17 protein-coding genes, 2 tRNA genes and 1 pseudogene are annotated in these 18,865 nt (G+C 70.8%); 17 read left to right on the forward strand and 3 right to left on the reverse strand.

Features of this window, described 5'->3' with window-relative positions; translation table 11 throughout:
- Positions 1 to 258 precede the first annotated feature (258 nt).
- On the reverse strand, positions 259 to 672 hold the full coding sequence (locus tag OG403_RS31235) for an SsgA family sporulation/cell division regulator (protein WP_030056266.1): 414 nt from the start codon (positions 670 to 672) through the stop codon (positions 259 to 261).
- 331 nt (positions 673 to 1,003) lie between these two features.
- Between OG403_RS31235 and OG403_RS31240 the strand changes: the two genes are divergently transcribed.
- Both OG403_RS31240 and OG403_RS31245 read left to right on the forward strand, forming a co-directional pair.
- Positions 1,004 to 1,075: transfer RNA gene (locus OG403_RS31240), tRNA-Val, on the forward strand.
- A gap of 247 nt (positions 1,076 to 1,322) precedes the next feature.
- A tRNA-Val gene (locus tag OG403_RS31245) sits at positions 1,323 to 1,394 on the forward strand.
- 81 nt (positions 1,395 to 1,475) lie between these two features.
- Here OG403_RS31245 and OG403_RS31250 read toward each other — a convergent pair.
- Entirely contained in the window at positions 1,476 to 2,249 is a 774-nt protein-coding gene (locus OG403_RS31250) for an exonuclease domain-containing protein (protein WP_329572661.1), read from the reverse strand.
- A gap of 290 nt (positions 2,250 to 2,539) precedes the next feature.
- Here OG403_RS31250 and thrS point away from each other — a divergent pair, with 290 nt between their 5' ends.
- Complete coding sequence (gene thrS, locus OG403_RS31255) at positions 2,540 to 4,519, forward strand: threonine--tRNA ligase (protein ID WP_329570317.1); 1,980 nt, start codon at positions 2,540 to 2,542, stop codon at positions 4,517 to 4,519.
- A 76-nt stretch (positions 4,520 to 4,595) separates the two neighbouring features.
- Positions 4,596 to 5,156 carry an HIT family protein gene (locus OG403_RS31260; protein ID WP_329570319.1) on the forward strand — a complete coding sequence of 187 codons (561 nt, stop codon included), beginning with the start codon at positions 4,596 to 4,598 and terminating at the stop codon, positions 5,154 to 5,156.
- A 60-nt stretch (positions 5,157 to 5,216) separates the two neighbouring features.
- On the opposite strand, the gene OG403_RS31265 is transcribed toward OG403_RS31260, so the two are convergent.
- Entirely contained in the window at positions 5,217 to 6,866 is a 1,650-nt protein-coding gene (locus OG403_RS31265) for a hypothetical protein (protein WP_329570322.1), read from the reverse strand.
- Positions 6,867 to 7,037: 171 nt separating this feature from the next.
- On the opposite strand from OG403_RS31265, the gene OG403_RS31270 reads away from it, so the two are divergent.
- The 13 genes and pseudogenes from OG403_RS31270 (at position 7,038) to secD (ending at position 18,862) form a co-directional block, all read left to right on the forward strand.
- Entirely contained in the window at positions 7,038 to 7,454 is a 417-nt protein-coding gene (locus OG403_RS31270; protein WP_329570323.1) for a thiol-disulfide oxidoreductase DCC family protein, read from the forward strand.
- Positions 7,455 to 7,608: 154 nt separating this feature from the next.
- Complete coding sequence (gene pgsA / locus OG403_RS31275; protein ID WP_329570325.1) at positions 7,609 to 8,277, forward strand: phosphatidylinositol phosphate synthase; 669 nt, start codon at positions 7,609 to 7,611, stop codon at positions 8,275 to 8,277.
- Positions 8,278 to 8,286: 9 nt separating this feature from the next.
- A complete protein-coding gene (locus tag OG403_RS31280; RefSeq protein WP_329570327.1) occupies positions 8,287 to 9,252 on the forward strand; it encodes a phosphatidylinositol mannoside acyltransferase in 966 nt (321 codons plus the stop codon).
- On the forward strand, positions 9,249 to 10,421 hold the full coding sequence (locus OG403_RS31285) for a glycosyltransferase family 4 protein (protein ID WP_329570329.1): 1,173 nt from the start codon (positions 9,249 to 9,251) through the stop codon (positions 10,419 to 10,421). Before OG403_RS31280 ends, OG403_RS31285 begins: the two co-directional genes overlap by 4 nt.
- A gap of 11 nt (positions 10,422 to 10,432) precedes the next feature.
- Positions 10,433 to 10,978 (forward strand): hypothetical protein, encoded by a 546-nt coding sequence (locus tag OG403_RS31290; RefSeq protein ID WP_329570331.1) that lies wholly within the window; start codon positions 10,433 to 10,435, stop codon positions 10,976 to 10,978.
- A gap of 211 nt (positions 10,979 to 11,189) precedes the next feature.
- Complete coding sequence (gene pdxS, locus OG403_RS31295) at positions 11,190 to 12,104, forward strand: pyridoxal 5'-phosphate synthase lyase subunit PdxS (protein WP_329570333.1); 915 nt, start codon at positions 11,190 to 11,192, stop codon at positions 12,102 to 12,104.
- 131 nt (positions 12,105 to 12,235) lie between these two features.
- Entirely contained in the window at positions 12,236 to 12,880 is a 645-nt protein-coding gene (pdxT, locus tag OG403_RS31300; RefSeq protein WP_329570335.1) for a pyridoxal 5'-phosphate synthase glutaminase subunit PdxT, read from the forward strand.
- Between the two features lie 79 nt (positions 12,881 to 12,959).
- Entirely contained in the window at positions 12,960 to 13,724 is a 765-nt protein-coding gene (locus OG403_RS31305) for a YebC/PmpR family DNA-binding transcriptional regulator (RefSeq protein WP_329570336.1), read from the forward strand.
- A gap of 121 nt (positions 13,725 to 13,845) precedes the next feature.
- Complete coding sequence (ruvC, locus tag OG403_RS31310; protein ID WP_329570338.1) at positions 13,846 to 14,421, forward strand: crossover junction endodeoxyribonuclease RuvC; 576 nt, start codon at positions 13,846 to 13,848, stop codon at positions 14,419 to 14,421.
- Positions 14,418 to 15,029: a Holliday junction branch migration protein RuvA gene (ruvA, locus tag OG403_RS31315; RefSeq protein ID WP_329570340.1), complete on the forward strand. Its 612-nt coding sequence runs from the start codon at positions 14,418 to 14,420 to the stop codon at positions 15,027 to 15,029. Before ruvC ends, ruvA begins: the two co-directional genes overlap by 4 nt.
- An 88-nt stretch (positions 15,030 to 15,117) precedes the next feature.
- Positions 15,118 to 16,182 (forward strand): annotated as a pseudogene (gene ruvB, locus OG403_RS31320) (Holliday junction branch migration DNA helicase RuvB); the annotation flags it as partial.
- Positions 16,183 to 16,533: 351 nt separating this feature from the next.
- Positions 16,534 to 16,887 carry a preprotein translocase subunit YajC gene (gene yajC, locus OG403_RS31325; protein ID WP_442911016.1) on the forward strand — a complete coding sequence of 118 codons (354 nt, stop codon included), beginning with the start codon at positions 16,534 to 16,536 and terminating at the stop codon, positions 16,885 to 16,887.
- A gap of 115 nt (positions 16,888 to 17,002) precedes the next feature.
- Positions 17,003 to 18,862, forward strand: coding sequence for a protein translocase subunit SecD (secD, locus tag OG403_RS31330; RefSeq protein WP_442911017.1), 1,860 nt, complete (start codon positions 17,003 to 17,005; stop codon positions 18,860 to 18,862).
- Positions 18,863 to 18,865 lie beyond the last annotated feature (3 nt).

An 18,865-nucleotide genomic window follows, 5' to 3' on the forward strand; every position in this document is an offset into this window, starting at 1 on the left:
TACGCACGCCGAAGGCGCCCGGCATCAGGGCCCTCGCCCGCGACGGCGGGCGAGGCACCATGACACCGGGCGCCTTCGGCGGGTGCTCGCGCCACTCACCGCGAACACCTTGGACGACCGGCCCCGAGACCGCGAAGCGCGGTGGTATCGGTGGCCGTGCCCCCGAGTAGGACAGCCACCTTGAAGGTCGACCTGACCGTCGACCCGTGAGTCGACCCCGCAGGTCGACCGGCCACCGGGGGGAGTACCCCCGGCGCTTCAGCTCTCGGCGAGGATGTGCGACAGCTCCCGATCCAGATCGAAGTGGCGATGCTCGGTGCCGGGCGGGACAGCGGCGTCGGTCCGCTTGAGGAAGGACTCAAGCGCCCGGGCCGGGGCCTCCAGCAGGGCTTCCCCCTCCGGGGAAGACAGCGCGATGCAGACGACTCCCTGTCCGTGGCTGCGTGACGGCCACACCCGGACGTCGCCGGTCCCGGTGGGTCGGTGCAGCCCCTCCGCGAGGAGGTCGCGGGCGAACACCCACTCCACGGTCTCGTCGGCACCGGTGTGGAAGGTGGCGTGCACGGCATAGGGGTCGGCAGTGTCGTAGCGCAGGCCCGCGGGGACGGGCAGTGACGACTCGCTGGACACGATGAGGCGCAGGTGCAGCTCGCAGCTGACCGTGGTGTTCATAAGCGCCAGGGCCTTTCGCTCAGTGTGCGCTCGGGGAATCGCACGTCGGCGAACGGACCATCCCACCCCCAGCGGCGATGTAAACCCCTCTGTCCCGATTCGGGCCGTCCTGGTAACCCTTCCGGCGCATTGCGCATTGGCTCGGAACCGGGGCGGAACCGGGGCGGAAGCGGAAATCGGTACCGGCTGTGCGGCGGTCGGGGAGGAGTCGGGAATGGTTACGGATCGTGACGGATGGCGACAGGCGGGCTGGTGGGGGCCGGTGCCGGATGGTCGGGGCGGGGGTGGCGCGGAGCACCCCTCGGGATGCGGTAATGTTTTCCCTGCAGCCGGGCGATTAGCTCAGCGGGAGAGCACTTCGTTCACACCGAAGGGGTCACTGGTTCGATCCCAGTATCGCCCACCGGATTGCAAGTAAGGCGTAGGACCCCGGTTATTTATTGACCGGGGTCCTACGCCTTTTTGCCGTTCTCCGAGTCGCCGGCAAGTCACCGATCGCGGTGCGGCGGGAGTTCCGCGGAACTGAGGACTCGTCACCGAGCCTTTCCCGCCCGGTCGCTGTCGCGGTGTCGGGCGGCCGTCGGGGTGCGGTGGCCGGAACCGCGTTGCAAGGCACCCCCGGGACGGTGCTATTGTTCTTCTCGTTGCCCGGGCGATTAGCTCAGCGGGAGAGCACTTCGTTCACACCGAAGGGGTCACTGGTTCGATCCCAGTATCGCCCACCGGACAACATCGGGCCCCAACTGCCAAGGCAGTTGGGGCCCGATGCAGTTTCCGGGTCCGGCCGGTCGGCCGAGGCGGGCTCAGGCCGCGCTCTCGCAGCGGTGCTCGGCCGCGAGCGGCACTCCGCAGCCCGCGCAGCGGGCGGGGCGCAGCGGCCAGGAGCGGTCGACCCGTTCCGGAGTGCCGGACCGGTCGAACCAGTTCTGCAGCCCGCGCGCCTGGGCCGCGTGCCAGACGGCCTGACGCAGATGCAGCTCGGCCGCCGAGAAGTCGCCCAGCGCGGTGCGGTGGCGCAGACCGATCGCGCGGACCAACTGCAGTGCGGCCCACGCGTCGGCGCCCGCGTCGTGCGCGTCGGCGAGTTCGACGCCGTAGTGCGCGCAGAGGTCGGTCAGCGTGCGACGGCCCTTGCGGTAGCGGTCCACGTGCTTGTCCAGCACCCGCGGATCGACCACCAGCAACTCGGCGTCGGCCAGCACGGACGCCAGCGAGCTCTGCCGGTGCCGGCGCAATTCCCGGTCCAGCAGCGTCAGATCGTAGGGCGCGTTCATCACCACCAGCGGTATCCCGGCCCGCGCCTGCTCGGCCAGCGCGCGGGCGATCTCCGCCGTCACCACGGCCGGCGAGCGGCCGTCCGCCCGCACCCGCTCGTCGGTGATCCCGTGCACCGCCCGGGCCCCCTCGGGGATCGGGATCCCCGGATCGGCCAGCCAAGTCAGCCGCTCCACCGGGGCATCCGGCGCGGCCTGCAGGACCAGGGCGGCCGAGACCACCCGGTCCTGTTCCACGTCCACCCCGGTGGTCTCGGTGTCGAAGGAGGCCAGTCGGCCTTCGTACCAGTGCGGGCTCTCCATCGTGACCACCCCTCAGCTCCCCTGGGCGCTCCCCGTCGACCGGCCCGGTGCACCGTCGAGGACTGACGGTGCACCAGGTTCGCGGTGCGGTGCTGACCAGGTGATACCCCGGGGCCGTACCGCTTCAATCCCGCTCGAACCAGCTCGAACCGGCTCCGGTCCCGCCGGTGCGCCGCTGGGTGCCCGGCCGGGGGTACAGCTAGGTGCACGGTGAGCATGGCGGGCTCGGTACCATCGGGGAACGCAGCACCTGCTGCGCCCCATCAAAGCCAGCACGTCAGGAGAGACCGGTGACGGACGTCCGGGTAATCATCAACCGCGAACCCGATCGGGAAGAGCGCGTGGTGACCACGGGCACTACCGCCGCCGAGCTGTTCGCCGAGGACCGCGCGGTGGTCGCGGCGCGGGTCGCGGGTGCGCTGAAGGACCTGGCCTACCAGGTGCAGGACGGCGACGAGGTCGAGCCCGTCGAGATCACCAGCCAGGACGGCCTCAACATCCTGCGCCACTCCACCGCGCACGTGATGGCCCAGGCCGTGCAGGAGATCTTCCCCGAGGCCAAGCTGGGCATCGGCCCGCCGATCAAGGACGGCTTCTACTACGACTTCGACGTCGAGAAGCCGTTCCACCCCGATGACCTCAAGGCCATCGAGAAGAAGATGCAGGAGATCATCAAGAAGGGCCAGAAGTTCGCCCGCCGGGTGGTTACCGACGAGGCGGCCCGCGAGGAACTGGCGAACGAGCCGTACAAGCTGGAGCTGATCGGCCTCAAGGGGTCGGCCGCCACGGCCGGCGAGGGCGCGGACGTCGAGGTGGGCGGCGGCGAGCTGACCATCTACGACAACCTCGACCCGAAGAGCGGCGAGCTCTGCTGGGGCGACCTGTGCCGCGGCCCGCACCTGCCGAGCACCCGGATGATCCCGGCGTTCAAGATCATGCGCTCGGCCGCCGCCTACTGGCGCGGCAGCGAGAAGAACAAGCAGCTGCAGCGCCTCTACGGAACCGCCTGGCCGACGAAGGACGAGCTGAAGGCGCACCTGGACTTCCTCACCGAAGCCGCCAAGCGCGACCATCGCAAGCTCGGCAGCGAGCTGGACCTCTTCTCCATCCCCGAGGAGATCGGCTCCGGCCTCGCGGTCTTCCACCCCAAGGGCGGCGTGATGCGCCGGGCCATGGAGGACTACTCGCGCAAGCGGCACGAGGAGGCGGGCTACGAGTTCGTCTACACCCCGCACGCCACCAAGGGCACCCTGTTCGAGGTCTCCGGTCACCTGGACTGGTACGCCGACGGCATGTACCCCCCCATGCAGCTCGACGGCGAGAACGACTACTACCTCAAGCCGATGAACTGCCCGATGCACAACCTGATCTACCGCTCGCGCGGTCGGTCCTACCGTGAACTGCCGCTGCGGCTCTTCGAGTTCGGCACCGTCTACCGGTACGAGAAGTCGGGTGTGGTGCACGGTCTGACCCGGGCCCGCGGCTTCACCCAGGACGACGCGCACATCTACTGCACCAAGGAGCAGATGGCCGGCGAGCTCGACTCGCTGCTCACCTTCGTGCTGGAGCTGCTGCGCGACTACGGGCTGACCGACTTCTACCTGGAGCTCTCCACCCGGGACCCGGAGAAGTCGATCGGCTCGGACGAGGACTGGGAGGAGGCCACCGAGACGCTGCGCGCGGCGGCCGAGAAGCAGAACCTCGAACTCGTCCTCGACCCCGAGGGTGCGGCCTTCTACGGCCCGAAGATCTCGGTGCAGGCGCGGGACGCGATCGGGCGCACCTGGCAGATGTCGACCATCCAGGTCGACTTCCAGCTGCCGAACCGCTTCGAGCTGGAGTTCCAGGGCGCGGACGGCAACCGGCAGCGGCCGGTGATGATCCACCGCGCGCTGTTCGGCTCGATCGAGCGCTTCTTCGCGGTGCTGCTGGAGCACTACGCCGGTGCGATGCCGCCGTGGCTGGCCCCGGTCACCGTGGTCGGCATCCCGATCACCGAGGAGCACGTGCCGTACCTCCAGGAGGTGGCGGCCGAGCTGAAGAAGCACGGGATCCGGGTCGAGGTGGACGCCTCGGACGAGCGGATGCAGAAGAAGATCAGGAACGCCCAGAAGGCCAAGGTGCCGTTCATGCTGATCGCGGGCAACGACGACGTCGAGGCCGGGGCGGTGAGCTTCCGCTACCGCAGTGGTGAGCAGAAGAACGGCGTGCCCGTCGCCGAGGCCGTGGCCGAGATCGTTGACGCCGTGCAGCGTCGCATCCAGGTCTGACCGCTGACCTTGGTGCGGGGCGGACTCCTGAACAGGAGTCCGCCCCGCACTGGTTCGGTGGCCACTCGGGCCGAATATGCTGATCGGCATGACGAGTGAGCCGGAACTGCAGCGGGGTGTCGGGGAGCCGGACGGCTTCCAGCGCCTGTGGACGCCCCATCGGATGGCCTATATCCAGGGCGAGAACAAGCCCACCGGTCCGGCTCCCGACGACGGGTGTCCGTTCTGCTCGATCCCCTCGCTCAGCGACGAGGACGGGCTGATCATCACCCGGGGCACCCATGTCTTCGCGGTGCTCAACCTCTACCCGTACAACGGCGGGCACCTGATGCTGGTCCCGTACCGGCACGTGGCCGACTACACCGAGCTGACCGACGAGGAGACCGTCGAACTGGCGCTGCTGACCAAGCAGGCGATGACGGCGCTGCGGGCGGCCTCCGGGGCGCACGGGTTCAACATCGGGATGAACCAGGGAATGGCGGCCGGCGCGGGGATCGCGGCGCACCTGCACCAGCACGTGGTGCCGCGCTGGGGCGGGGACGCCAACTTCATGCCGGTGGTGGGGCACACCAAGGTGCTGCCGCAACTGCTGGCGGACACCCGCAAGATGCTGGCCGAGGCCTGGCCGCAGGGCTGAGTGAGAAGCGATGGGCGGCTCCCACGCGCGCCGCGCGTCGGAGCCGCCCACCGCTTGCGGTCACCCGGCGTCGTAGACGTCCGCCCGGAACGGCCGCACGCCCTGTAGCTCGGACTTGAGGATCAGACCGCGGTTGGCGAACCGGTCGGTGTTGATGTCGTGGTCGGCCAGGAACTCCACCGTCGCCGCGAGCACCGCGCTGACCACGGGGGAGGTGATCCGCATCGAGTCGTCGGCCATGAAGCGGCTGTTCCAGGGGGCGGTGGCCCAGGCGGTGCGCAGGCCGAAGGGCTCGGGCAGCTTCATCGTGCCGCCGAGGTAGGCGAGCAGGCCGGGGGAGCGCAGGAAGGGTGCCCGCAGGGCCTGGCGGACCACCTCGTCGTTGCTGATCAGCGGCAGCTGGATGGTCTCCTCCTCCCAGAACTTGCCGGTCTTGGCGCGGCTGATCTGCTTGGGCTTGGGCTTGTCGTGGAAGGCGCCGGCCACCGGGCCGAGCGTGTGGCCGTTGACCGAGACCCGCAGGGTGTTGCTCAGCACGGTGACGGTGATCAGCACGCTGACGATCAGCCGGCCCTGGTTGAGGACGAACTGGGTGCCCAGGTAGTGGCGGGGGCCGTCGAGGCCGAAGCCCTGGCGGTTGGCGACGCTGGCCACGGCGTGGTCGCGCATCCGGGGGCCGTCCATGTCGGGGCCGCCGGGCCGGCCGATCTCGTCGGCGCCGGCCCCGACCTCCATGATCACCCACTGCTCGACCGAGGAGTTGGGCACGGCACCGTTGCCGACGTGGCTGCGGCCGAGACCGTTGAGCCGGTCGGTGATCTTCTTGACCAGGTCCCAGGTGTTGAAGCTGCGGAACTCCTCGTGACCCTCGGCGGGCTTGAGGTCCTCCACCATCTCCCAGGAGCCCCAGCGCTTGCCGAGGCCGAGTATCCCGTTGACTCCGGCGTAGTGCAGGACGTTGGTGTCCTGCTCCAGCGAGAGCTGGGTGAGCTGGGTCTTCAGCTGGGCGGCGCGCTTGTCCTGGTCGTTGCGCGGGACGGCCTGCGGGACCACGGCGACGGCGCCGCCGTCGATCGTCTCGGTCCAGCGGGCGCGCAGCTCCCGTACGGTCAGCAGGCAGATCCGCTTGGCGATGAACCAGCCGACGACCGGCATCAGCATGACCACCCGGGTGTAGACGCCGAGCAGGCCGGTGAACGGGGGGTGCCAGGCCAGCGCGGCGGCCACCAGGAGCAGCAGCACCAGCACCAGCGGGCCGTAGAGGCCTTCGCGCCGCTTGCCGTCGGCGGCCAGCCAGTAGCGCAGGCGGAAGGCGCCGAGCCAGAGCAGCATGCCGGGCAGGAAGAGGACGCCGGTGAGCAGGGTCACCAGCATCAGCCGGCGGTCCCGGGTGTCGCGCACCGCCTCGGCGGCCAGGCAGTGTTCGACCACCATCCGCGGCTCGGTGCCGAACGAGGGCACGATCGGCTTGCGGCCGACGCCCAGGGTGCGGGCGATGACCGCTTTGCTGTACGCCTCGCCGAGGTTGGGCTCCAGCAGTTTGAAGCGGGCCTTCTTACCCGTGACACCGTCCTGGACCTTCGCGACGAAATCCGCCAGCTCGCCGTCGCGGTAGGCGACCGACGCGAGCGCCTGGGTGACCGCGGTCTGCGGTCCACCGCCGTCCGTGCGGGGTATCTGCGCCCCGGGGGTCATGTCCAGTTTCGCCATGGCTGCGGCCTCCCCTCCTCCCCTGTCAGCGGCAGGGTATCGCGCCGCTGGCCTGTCGCGTTGATGATCGTCTGAAGAGCCGTCATGTGGACGGTGTGGGGCGAGTCTTCCCCGAATGCGGGTGGTTCGATCCGGATGGTGCAGGATCGCCTTCATGACGAGTGAGGAAGCATGGTGAGTGAGGAAGCCTTGATCCAGGCCCCCGATCCGGTGCTGGTCTTCGACGGGGACTGCGCGTTCTGCACCTCGTGCGTGCGGATCGCCGAGCGGTACCTGCGGCAGACGCTGGCCTCGGGAGGGTGGACGGCGGTGCCGTTCCAGTTCGCCGATCTCGCCGAGCTGGGGGTCACCCGGGAGCGGGCGGAGCGGGAGGTGCTCTGGGTGACGCCGACGGGGGAGGTGTTCGGCGGGGCGCAGGCGGTGGCGAAGCTGCTGCTGCGCTCGGGGAACGTCTGGGCGTATCTGGGCGGGGTGCTGAGGCTGGCGCCGGTGCGGCCGGTGGCGGCGGCGGTGTACCGGTTGGTGGCGCGCTACCGGCACCGGATGCCGGGCGGCACGGCGGCCTGCGCGCTGCCGCGCGGCGGGTGACAGAGCCGATCGGGTGTGGGGCGGTCGAGCGGTCTGGCGGCCTGGATACCATGGGTCACGCCGGGTGGGCTGATCCACCCGGCCGCCCGGTGCTGCCGCAGCTGATGGCCGCCGGTGTACTCCCCGCAGTGAGATCGGAGCGGTCGGGAAGGCCATGCTCAACAAATACGCGCGTGCCTTCTTCACACGTGTCCTGACGCCGTTCGCCGCGCTGCTGCTGCGCTGGGGGGTCAGCCCTGACGCGGTGACCCTGATCGGTACCGCCGGTTCGGTGGCGGGCGCGCTGGTCTTCTTCCCGCGCGGTCAGTTCTTCTGGGGAACGATCACGATCACCCTGTTCATCTTCTCGGACCTGGTGGACGGGAACATGGCCCGACAGGCGGGCACCTCCAACAAGTGGGGCGCGTTCCTGGACTCCACGCTGGACCGGGTGGCGGACGCGGCGATCTTCGGCGGCCTGGCGCTCTGGTACGCGGGCAAGGGGGACAACGACCTGCTCTGCGCGGTGTCGGTGCTCTGCCTGGCGAGCGGCCAGGTGGTGTCGTACACCAAGGCGCGGGCCGAGAGCCTGGGGCTGCCCTGTGACGTGTCGGGGCTGGTGGAGCGGGCCGAGCGGCTGGTGATCAGCCTGGTCGCGGCCGGGGTGGCGGGTCTGCACACCTTCGGGGTGCCGTATGTCGAGTGGCTGCTGCCGGTGGCGCTCTGGCTGGTCGGTGCGGGCAGTCTGGTCACGGTGCTGCAGCGGATGCTGACCGTGCGCCGGGAGGCCTTCGAGGCGGCGGCACTCGCCGCACAGGGAAACACCACCGCACGGGAGAGTTGAGGCAGCCGGATGCGCGAGAAGCTGGTCGAGTCCGGGTACGCCGCCGGCTGGGCGGTCCTGAAGCTGCTGCCGGAGCCGGTGGTGGGGGTGCTCGGCGACCGGATCGCGGATGTCACCTGGCGTCGGCGGGGGCGTGGTGTGCTCCAGTTGGAGAAGAACCTGGCCCGGGTGCGCCCCGAGGCCTCGCCGGCCGAGCTGGGCGAGCTGTCGCGCGCCGGGATGCGCTCCTACCTGCGGTACTGGATGGAGTCCTTCCGGCTGCCGGTCTGGAACGACCGCAAGATCGCCGACCGGATGCGGGTGGACGGCATCGAGCACCTGGTGGCGGCGATGGAGTCCGGGCGGGGCGCGATCATAGCGCTGCCGCACATGGGCAACTGGGACCTGGCCGGTGCCTGGGTGGTGCGGCACCTGGGGTTCAACTTCACCACGGTCGCCGAGCGGCTGAAGCCGGAGTCGCTCTTCGACCGCTTCGTCGCCTACCGCGAGGGCCTGGGGATGGAGGTGCTGGCGCTGACCGGCAGCGACATCTCGGTGATCGGGACGCTGGCCCGGCGGCTGCGCCAGGGCAAGCTGATCTGCCTGGTGGGGGACCGGGACCTGTCGGCGGCCGGACTGCCGGTGGAGTTCTTCGGCGAGACCACCCGGATGCCGGCCGGCCCGGCGGCGCTGGCCCAGCGGACCGGGGCGGCGCTGATGCCGGTGACGCTCTGGTACGAAGGTCCGGTGCTGCGCGGCCGGATCAACCCCCCGATCGAGGTGCCGACCGGGCTGGACCGGTCGGCGGTCAACGTCGCGATGACGCAGCGGATGGCGGACATCTGGGCGGCGGGCATCGCCGAGCACCCGCAGGACTGGCACATGCTGCAGCGCTTCTGGGTGGCCGATCTCCCGTCAACTCCGGTGGCGCAGGCCGCTGCTGACGAGAAGTCGGCCGATTCGACGTCCGATGCGCGGCAGGGGGAGCCGCGATGAAGATCGGCATCGTCTGCCCGTACGACTGGGACGTGCCCGGTGGCGTGCAGTTCCACATCCGCGACCTGGCCGAGCATCTGATCGGACTGGGGCACAAGGTCTCGGTGCTGGCGCCGGCCGACGACGAGTCGGCGCTGCCCTCGTTCGTGGTCTCGGCGGGCCGGGCGGTGGCGGTGCCCTACAACGGGTCGGTGGCCCGGCTGAGTTTCGGGATCATCTCGGCGACCCGGGTGCGGCGCTGGCTGCGGGACGGCGAGTTCGACATCCTGCACGTGCACGAGCCGGCCTCGCCGAGCCTGTCGATGCTGGCGGCCTGGGCGGCGACCGGGCCGATGGTGGCCACCTTCCACACCTCCAACCCGCGTTCGCGGGTGATGATCGCGGCCTCGCCGATCCTGCAGCCGACGCTGGAGAAGCTCAGCGCCCGGATCGCGGTGAGCGAGTACGCCCGCCGCACCCTGGTGGAGCACCTGGGCGGGGACGCGGTGGTGATCCCGAACGGCGTGGACGTCTCGTTCTTCGCCCGCGCCGAGCCGGATCCGCGCTGGACCGGCGGCACGATCGGCTTCATCGGCCGGATCAACGAGCCGCGCAAGGGCCTGCCGACGCTGCTGGCCGCGCTGCCGGCGATCATCGCGGCGCGCCCGGAGGTGCGGCTGCTGGTGGCCGGCAAGGGGGACGAGGAGGAGGCCGTCGCGGGGCTGGCGCCCGAGGTGCGGGCCCATGTGGAGTTCCTCGGCATGGTCAGCGACGAGGAGAAGGCGCGGCTGCTGCGCAGCGTCGACCTGTACGTGGCGCCCAACACCGGCGGCGAGAGCTTCGGGATCATCCTGGTGGAGGCGATGTCGGCCGCGGCCCCGGTGCTGGCCAGCGATCTGGACGCGTTCGCCCAGGTGCTGGACGGCGGGCAGGCGGGGGAGCTGTTCGCGGTGGAGGACCCGGCGGCGCTGGCCGAGGCGGCGGTACGGCTGCTGAGCGACCCGGTGCGGCTGGCCGAGTTGCGCACGGCGGCGGCCGCGCACGTCCGGCAGTTCGACTGGGAGACGGTCGGCGCGGACATCCTGGCGGTCTACGAGACGGTCGCCGACGGGACGGGCAGCGTGCCGAAGGTGCGCGAGGACGACCGGACCAGCTGGCGCGAGCGTCTGGGACTGCCGCAGGGCCGGTAGCGTAGCGCCTCGTGACTACCTGGATCTGGGCCGCGGTTGCCGTGGTGCTCGTCGCGGTCTACCTGAGCTGGACCGCGGGCCGACTGGACCGGCTGCACGCGCGGATCGACGCCGCGCGGGCGGCGCTGGACGCGCAGTTGCTGCGCCGCGCCTCGGTGGCGCAGGAGTTGGCCACCTCCTCGCTGCTGGACCCGGCCACCTCGATCGTGCTGTACGAGGCCTCGCACGCCGCGCGGCAGGCCGACGAAGAGCACCGGGAGGTGGCGGAGAGCGAGTTGAGCCAGGCGCTGCGGGCGGTCTTCGCCGAGCCCGAGCAACTCGCGGAACTGCGCGCGGCGCCGGGCGGCGAGGAGGCGCTGCGCGATCTGACCTCGGCGGTGCGCCGGGTGCCGATGGCCCGCCGGTTCCACAACGACGCGGTGCGTGCGGCGCGCGCGGTGCGCACCCACCGGCTGGTGCGCTACTTCCGGCTGGCCGGGCGGGCGCCGTTCCCGCTGGCCTTCGAGATGGACGACGAGCCGCCGGCGGCACTCGTCCCGCAGGGCTCGCCGGCCTAGTCCGCGCCGGTGATTTCCGGGCTCGGCAAGGCCCAGGGACGCCCCGGGGACGTGGTCGGGGCGGCACCGTACCCGGTCCCGCGCGGTGGGACCTACGGCCTGTTTGTCGTATCGATTCGGCAGGTCTGGACTAGGTGGCGCATCGATCACGTACCCGAACGGCCTACCATAGGGCGATAGCACACCGATTCGTCTTCGAGTGAGGTCTCACGTGTCCACCAGCACTCCCGCTTCCGCCGACCAGCCGCAGATCGGTACCGCCCGGGTCAAGCGCGGCATGGCCGAGCAGCTCAAGGGCGGTGTGATCATGGACGTGGTCAACGCCGAGCAGGCCAAGATCGCCGAGGACGCGGGTGCCGTCGCCGTCATGGCGCTCGAGCGGGTCCCCGCTGACATCCGCAAGGACGGCGGCGTGGCCCGGATGTCCGACCCGGACATGATCGACGGCATCATCAACGCCGTCTCCATCCCGGTCATGGCCAAGTCCCGGATCGGCCACTTCGTCGAGGCCCAGGTGCTGCAGGCGCTCGGCGTGGACTACATCGACGAGTCCGAGGTGCTCACCCCGGCCGACGAGGTCAACCACTCGGACAAGTGGGCCTTCACCACTCCCTTCGTCTGCGGTGCCACCAACCTCGGTGAGGCGCTGCGCCGGGTCGCCGAGGGCGCGGCGATGATCCGCTCCAAGGGCGAGGCCGGCACCGGCAACGTGGTCGAGGCCGTGCGCCACATGCGCCAGATCAACGCCGACATCCGCCGCCTGACCACCCTCGACGAGAACGAGCTGTACGTCGCGGCGAAGAACCTGCAGGCCCCGTACGAGCTGGTCAAGGAGGTCGCGCAGCTGGGCAAGCTCCCGGTCGTGCTGTTCTCCGCCGGTGGCGTGGCCACCCCGGCCGACGCCGCGCTGATGATGCAGCTGGGCGCCGAGGGTGTCTTCGTCGGCTCGGGCATCTTCAAGTCCGGCGACCCGGCCAAGCGCGCCGCCGCCGTGGTGAAGGCCACCACCTTCTTCGACGACCCGAAGGTGATCGCGGACGTCTCCCGCGGCCTGGGCGAGGCCATGGTCGGCATCAACTGCGACACCCTGCCCGAGACCGAGCGCTACTCGAACCGCGGCTGGTAGTCGCTCCCGTTCGTCCGGTCCGCCGCGCGCAGCTGGCGCGGCGGACCGTTGCGCATCCCCCTGCGAATCCCCGCCCGCGAACCCTGCCGGCGAAGCCTGCGAAGATCGAAGCGCGAAGAAGGTAACCCACCGTGTCCAGCAGCACCCCCGTGATCGGCGTCCTGGCCCTGCAGGGCGATGTCCGCGAGCACCTGGTCGCGCTCGCCGAGGCGGACGCCCTGGCCCGCCCGGTCCGCCGGGCCGAGGAGCTGGCCGAGGTCGACGCCCTGGTCATACCCGGCGGCGAGTCCACCACCATGTCCAACCTGGCGCTGGCCTTCGGCCTGATGGAGCCGCTGCGCGAGCGGGTGGCGGCCGGGATGCCGACCTACGGTTCATGCGCGGGCATGATCATGCTGGCCGAGAAGATCCTGGACGGCCGGGAGGACCAGCAGAGCGTCGGCGGGATCGACATGACCGTGCGCCGCAACGCCTTCGGCCGGCAGAACGAGTCCTTCGAGTCCGCGATCGACTTCCAGGGCTTCGAGGGCGAGCCGGTGCACGGTGTCTTCATCCGCGCGCCGTGGGTCGAGTCGGTGGGCGCCGGCGTCGAGGTGCTGGCCGAGCTGCCGGCCGCCGACGGTGCCGACAGCCGGATCGTGGCGGTGCGCCAGGGCAACCTGCTGGCCACCTCCTTCCACCCGGAGCTGACCGGCGACCACCGGGTGCACGCGCTCTTCGTGCGGATGGTCGAGCAGGCCCTGGCGGATCGACCCTCGCCCGGCGCGGGCGCCTGACCGGTGCCAGGTGTGCTGTCCCGACACCGGTAAGATCTCCCCTGTTTCATTTCCCTTTGGCGATGTAAAGGAGCTGGTGATGTCCGGCCACTCTAAGTGGGCTACCACCAAGCACAAGAAAGCCGTGATCGACGCCAAGCGCGGCAAGCTCTTCGCCAAGATGATCAAGAACATCGAGGTGGCGGCGAAGACCGGCGGGCCCGACCCGGCCGGCAACCCGACCCTCTACGACGCCATCCAGAAGGCCAAGAAGAGCTCGGTCCCGATCGACAACATCAACCGCGCCGTCAAGCGCGGTGGCGGTCTGGAGGCCGGCGGGGCCGACTACGCGACGATCATGTACGAGGGCTACGGCCCCAACGGTGTCGCGGTGCTGATCGAGTGCCTCACCGACAACCGCAACCGCGCCGCCTCCGACGTGCGCGTGGCGATGACCCGCAACGGCGGCTCGATGGCCGACCCGGGCTCGGTGTCGTACCTGTTCAACCGCAAGGGCGTGGTGATCGTCCCGAAGAGCGACGGCGTGGACGAGGACAAGGTCCTCGAGGTCGTGCTCGAGGCCGGCGTCGACGTCGAGGAGGTCAACGACCTGGGTGACACCCTCGAGGTGGTCTCCGAGGCGACCGACATGGTCGCGGTGCGCACCGCGCTGGTCGACGGCGGACTCGACTACGACTCGGCGGACGCCAACTTCGTGCCCAGCATGCAGGTCGAGCTGGACGTGGACGGCGCCCGCAAGATCCTGAAGCTGATCGACGCGCTGGAGGACAGCGACGACGTGCAGAACGTCTTCGCCAACTTCGACATCTCCGACGAGGTGGGCGCGCAGCTCGACTCCGAGTGAGCTGACCCTTCATCCGGCCCGGTGGTCCCCGCGGACCGCCGGGCCGGTGTCGTTGTCGGGACTGTCCGAGCCGGGTACTAGGGTCTGTCTGTCCTGGCATGACCGACGAAGGGTGGGCGCGTTGCGGGTACTGGGTGTGGACCCTGGGCTGACCAGGTGCGGAGTCGGCGTGGTCGAGGGCGCGCCGGGCCGGCCGCTGCGGATGCTCGGCGTCGGCGTGCTGCGCACCCCGGCCGAGGAGGAGGTCCCGCGCCGGCTGCTGGCGATCGAGGAGGGCCTGGAGACCTGGCTGGACGCCCACCGCCCCGACATCGTCGCCATCGAGCGGGTCTTCGCCCAGCACAACGTGCGCACCGTGATGGGGACGGCGCAGGCCAGCGCCGTCGCGATGCTCTGCGCCAGCCGGCGCGGCCTGCCGGTGGTGCTGCACACCCCCAGCGAGGTCAAGGCCGCCGTCAGCGGCTCGGGACGGGCCGACAAGGCCCAGGTCACGGCCATGGTGACCAGGCTGCTGCGACTGGACGCGCCGCCCAAGCCGGCCGATGCCGCCGATGCGCTGGCGCTGGCGATCTGTCACATCTGGCGCGGCACGGCCGGCGACAAGATCGCCGCCGCGCTGGCCACCGCCGCCTCGGCGCGCGCCGTGCCGGCCCGCACCCTCTCCGCCCGTTCGCCCCGCAAGGAGTACCGCTCGTGATCGCGTTCGTCCAGGGCCCGGTGGCGGCCCTCACCCCGGGGTGTGCCGTCGTCGAGGTCGGCGGGGTCGGCATGGCGGTGCAGTGCACGCCCAACACGCTGGCCGCGCTGCGCCTGGGCGAGCCGGCCCGGCTGGCCACCTCCCTGGTGGTGCGGGAGGACTCGCTCACCCTGTACGGCTTCGCGGACGACGACGAGCGGGCCACCTTCGAGATCCTGCAGGCCGCACCCGGGGTGGGCCCGCGGGTGGCGCAGGCGATGCTCGGCGTGCACAGTCCCGACGCGCTGCGCCTGGCGGTGGCCAACGGGGACGAGCGGGCGCTGATCCAGGTGCCCGGGATCGGCAAGGCGAAGGCGGCCAAGTTGCTGCTGGAGTACAAGAACAAGCTCGGTGCCCCGATCGGCGCCGTCCCGGCGCAGAAGCCGGTCGCCACCGGCCCCGCCCCGTGGAGCGAGCAGTTGCACGCCGCCCTGGTCGGCCTCGGCTACGCGCCGCGGGAGGCCGAGGAGGCGGTGGTCGCGGTGACCCCGGAGGCCGAGGCGCAGCGCACCACCGACGTGGGCGCGTTGCTCAAGGCGGCGCTGCGGACTCTCAACCGCACGCGATAGCGCGATTACGCGACAAGCAGCCGCTCGCTACGCTGCTGGACAAAGCCATCTGATTCTTCATCAACTTGTCGACTTGGAGCCAGCCCTGATGAGCCCGTACGACTCCGACCCCGCCGACCGCCTGGTGGCGGCCGCCGCCGACGAGGCGGACCAGGCGGTCGAGGCGGCGCTGCGCCCCAAGCTGCTGGACGAGTTCATCGGCCAGGAGCGGGTGCGCGAGCAGCTCTCGCTGGTGCTGCGGGCGGCCCGGATGCGCGGTGCCGCGCCCGACCACGTGCTGCTCAGCGGACCGCCCGGACTCGGCAAGACCACCCTGTCCATGATCATCGCGGCCGAGCTGAACGCACCGATCCGGATCACCTCGGGCCCCGCCATCCAGCACGCCGGCGACCTGGCGGCGATCCTCTCCTCGCTCACCGAGGGCGAGGTGCTCTTCCTCGACGAGATCCACCGGATGTCGCGGCCCGCCGAGGAGATGCTCTACATGGCGATGGAGGACTTCCGGGTCGACGTGATCGTCGGCAAGGGCCCCGGTGCCACCGCGATCCCGCTGGAGCTGCCGCCGTTCACCCTGGTCGGCGCGACCACCCGGGCCGGTCTGCTGCCGCCGCCGCTGCGCGACCGGTTCGGCTTCACCGGGCACATGGAGTTCTACGCCCCCGCCGAGCTGGAGCGGGTGGTGCACCGCTCGGCCGCGCTGCTCGACGTGGAGATCGACCCGGTCGGGGCCGCCGAGATCGCCGGCCGTTCCCGGGGCACCCCGCGAATCGCCAACCGGCTGCTGCGCCGGGTGCGCGACTACGCCCAGGTCGAGCACGACGGACGGATCACCCAGCAGATCGCCGCCCGGGCGCTGGCGGTCTACGAGGTGGACGCGCGCGGGCTGGACCGGTTGGACCGGGCGGTGCTGGACGCGCTGCTGCGGCTCTTCGGCGGCGGCCCGGTGGGCCTGTCCACGCTGGCCGTCGCGGTGGGGGAGGAGGCCGAGACGGTGGAGGAGGTGGCCGAGCCGTTCCTGGTCCGCGAGGGCCTGCTGGCCCGCACCCCGCGCGGCCGGGTCGCCACCGCCGCGGCCTGGCAGCACCTGGGCCTGACCCCGCCGGTGCACCAGGCGGGCGGGCGCGGCGCGCTTCCGGGACAGCAGCAGTTCTTCGCACCCGGATCAGCGCCCGGATCGGCGGCCGGATCAGCGCCCGGATCGGCGAACGGTTCGGCGAATCGATCACTCACCGAATCAGGCCCCGAATCCATGGTTGAATCAGCGGCCGAATCCTGGTCCCCGGAACCCGAAACGGACTGACCGTGTCGGAGACTCGCCACCTTTGGCGGCGGGATGCGATGCTTGGCGTTGTCCGATCAGAGCGGGTCTCCTAGACTTCGCCGGACCGCCCCGTCTCACCTGGCGGGCCGACCATCGCCTGTGGCTGTCCATCGGGTAGCCCGTAAGGACCTTTCTGCTGTGAATTTCATCATTCTTCTCCTCCCGATCGCCGCGATCTTCCTCATGTTCCGATCGCAGAAGAAGCGGCAGCAGCAGGCGCAGAGCATGCAGTCGGCCATGGAGCCGGGCTCGGCGGTGCGCACCATCGGGGGCATGTACGCCCTGGTGAAGGCGGTCAACGACAGCACCGTGGAGCTGGAGATCGCTCCCGGCGTGGTGGCCCACTTCGCGAAGAGCGCGGTCGCCGCGGTGATCGAGGCGCAGGAGTACGACGAGATCATCAACGGCCGTCCCGAGGAGGACGAGTCCGTGGAGCTCAGCGATGAGCTCATCGAGGACGAGCTCATCGAGGACGAGGCCGTGCGCGAGGACGTCAGCCTGGAGAAGGCCGACAGCGACGAGCCCGCGGCCAAGTAGTACGACGACGGTCCGCAGCACCACTTCACGGTTGTCCGCAGTCGGCGCCGCCCCCTGCCCTCACACGGGTCGGCGGCGCTGAGCCGGCGGCATGGGACAGGGAGAAACGAGCAAGGTGGCAACACCCAAGTCGCGTCCGCGCGACGGTTATCCGGGGCGGGCTCTGGCCCTCATCCTGGTGGTCACCGTCGGACTGGTCGCCCTCATGTTCGGGACAGGCCACAGGACGCCTCGCCTCGGGATCGACCTCGCGGGTGGCACCAGCATCACGCTGACCGCCACCTCGAAGGACAAGGCCGCGGTCAACCAGTCCAACATGGACATCGCGGTCGGGATCATCCAGAAGCGCGTCAACGCCTTCGGTGTCTCCGAAGCCGAGGTTCAGACCCAGGGCAACGACAACATCATCGTTGACATCCCGAAGGGGACGAACAGCGAGCAGGCGGCGCAGCAGGTCGGTACCACCGCCCAGCTGTACTTCCGCCCGGTGCTGGCCACCGCTCCCAGTGGTGTGACCCTGCCCCCCGCCACCAGCAGCCCGAGCGCGCCTGCCAGCGGCAGCCCGAGCGCCGCCGCCAGTGGCAGCGCCAGTGCCAAGCCGAGTGCCAGCGCCAGCGGTTCGACCGGTGCCGGCGCCAGTGCCGGTGCCGGCTCACCGAGTTCGGGTGCCTCCACGGCCGGTCGCGCGCTCTCCGAGGGCCTGCTCGCCGATGCCAGCGGCACGCCGAGCGCCCCCGCCGGCGGTGCGGCCACTCCGTCGGCCCCGGCCGCCGGCAGCGCCGCGCCGAGCTCGGCCGCCTCCGCGCTGCCGCCGGTCCCCACCGCCCCCGCGGACCCCTCCAGCCAGCTCACCCAGGGCACCGTCCCGGCCGACCTGGCCGCCAAGTTCGCCGCGCTGGACTGCTCCAACTCCACCCAGCGGATCGACTACCAGACCACCCCGGCGGCCGACGCCGTCGCCTGCTCCTACAACCAGGAGCAGAAGGTCTGGTACAAGTTCGCGCTCGGCCCGGTCGCGGTCAACGGTGCGGACGTCTCCAAGGCGCAGGCCGGCTACGACTCGCAGAACGGCGCCGGCTGGGAGGTGCAGCTGAACTTCAACGACCGTGGCTCCAAGGCTTTCGCCAACACCACCGGTCAGCTGGCCACCCTGCAGTCGCCGGCCAACCAGTTCGCCATCGTGCTGGACGGCAAGGTGGTCTCGCACCCCTACGTCAGCCAGTCGATCACCGGCGGCAACGCGGTGATCTCCGGCAGCTTCAGCCAGGACGACGCCAGCAACCTCTCCAACGTGCTGAGCTTCGGCGCGCTGCCGCTGAGCTTCAACCAGAGCGACATCACCACCGTCACCCCGCAGCTGGGCGGTGACCAGCTGCACGCCGGTCTGCTGGCCGGCGCGATCGGCCTGGCGCTGGTCGTCCTCTACTCGCTGATCTACTACCGGGGCCTGGGCCTGGTCTCGATCGCCGGCCTGGTGGTCTCCGCGATCCTGACCTACACGATCATGTGCCTGCTGGGCGCCGGGATCGGCTTCGCGCTGAACCTGCCGGCCGTCTGCGGTGCGATCGTGGCGATCGGTATCACCGCGGACTCCTTCATCGTGTACTTCGAACGCATCCGCGACGAGGTGCGCGAGGGTGCCCAGCTGCGCCCGGCCGTCCAGCGCGCCTGGCCGCGGGCCCGCCGCACCATCCTGGTCTCCGACTTCGTGTCGCTGCTCTGTGCCGTGGTGCTGTACATCTGCTCGGTCGGCAAGGTCCAGGGGTTCGCGTTCACGCTGGGTCTGACCACGGTGCTCGACGTCGTGGTGATCTTCCTCTTCACCAAGCCGATGATCACCCTGCTGGCGCGTCGGAAGTTCTTCGCGGACGGCCACCCGTGGTCCGGCCTCGACCCGAAGCGTCTGGGCGCCCGCCCGCCGGTGCGCGGCGGCCGCCGTCGCCCCGCCACCTCCGCCGCCGTGAAGGAGGCCTGACGT

The sequence above is a fragment of the Kitasatospora sp. NBC_01266 genome, from assembly GCF_036242395.1.
Taxonomy (GTDB): Bacteria; Actinomycetota; Actinomycetes; order Streptomycetales; family Streptomycetaceae; genus Kitasatospora.

Excerpts from the sequence above, each read along its gene's own strand:
- OG403_RS31235 (WP_030056266.1), bottom strand. The coding sequence starts at position 672 with ATGAACACCACGGTCAGCTGCGAGCTGCACCTGCGCCTCATCGTGTCC.
- OG403_RS31250 (WP_329572661.1), bottom strand. The coding sequence starts at position 2,249 with ATGGAGAGCCCGCACTGGTACGAAGGCCGACTGGCCTCCTTCGACACC.
- OG403_RS31260 (WP_329570319.1), top strand. The coding sequence starts at position 4,596 with ATGCTGATCGGCATGACGAGTGAGCCGGAACTGCAGCGGGGTGTCGGG.
- OG403_RS31265 (WP_329570322.1), bottom strand. The coding sequence starts at position 6,866 with ATGGCGAAACTGGACATGACCCCCGGGGCGCAGATACCCCGCACGGAC.
- OG403_RS31270 (WP_329570323.1), top strand. The coding sequence starts at position 7,038 with ATGGTGAGTGAGGAAGCCTTGATCCAGGCCCCCGATCCGGTGCTGGTC.
- pgsA (WP_329570325.1), top strand. The coding sequence starts at position 7,609 with ATGCTCAACAAATACGCGCGTGCCTTCTTCACACGTGTCCTGACGCCG.
- OG403_RS31280 (WP_329570327.1), top strand. The coding sequence starts at position 8,287 with ATGCGCGAGAAGCTGGTCGAGTCCGGGTACGCCGCCGGCTGGGCGGTC.
- OG403_RS31285 (WP_329570329.1), top strand. The coding sequence starts at position 9,249 with ATGAAGATCGGCATCGTCTGCCCGTACGACTGGGACGTGCCCGGTGGC.
- OG403_RS31305 (WP_329570336.1), top strand. The coding sequence starts at position 12,960 with ATGTCCGGCCACTCTAAGTGGGCTACCACCAAGCACAAGAAAGCCGTG.
- yajC (WP_442911016.1), top strand. The coding sequence starts at position 16,534 with ATGTTCCGATCGCAGAAGAAGCGGCAGCAGCAGGCGCAGAGCATGCAG.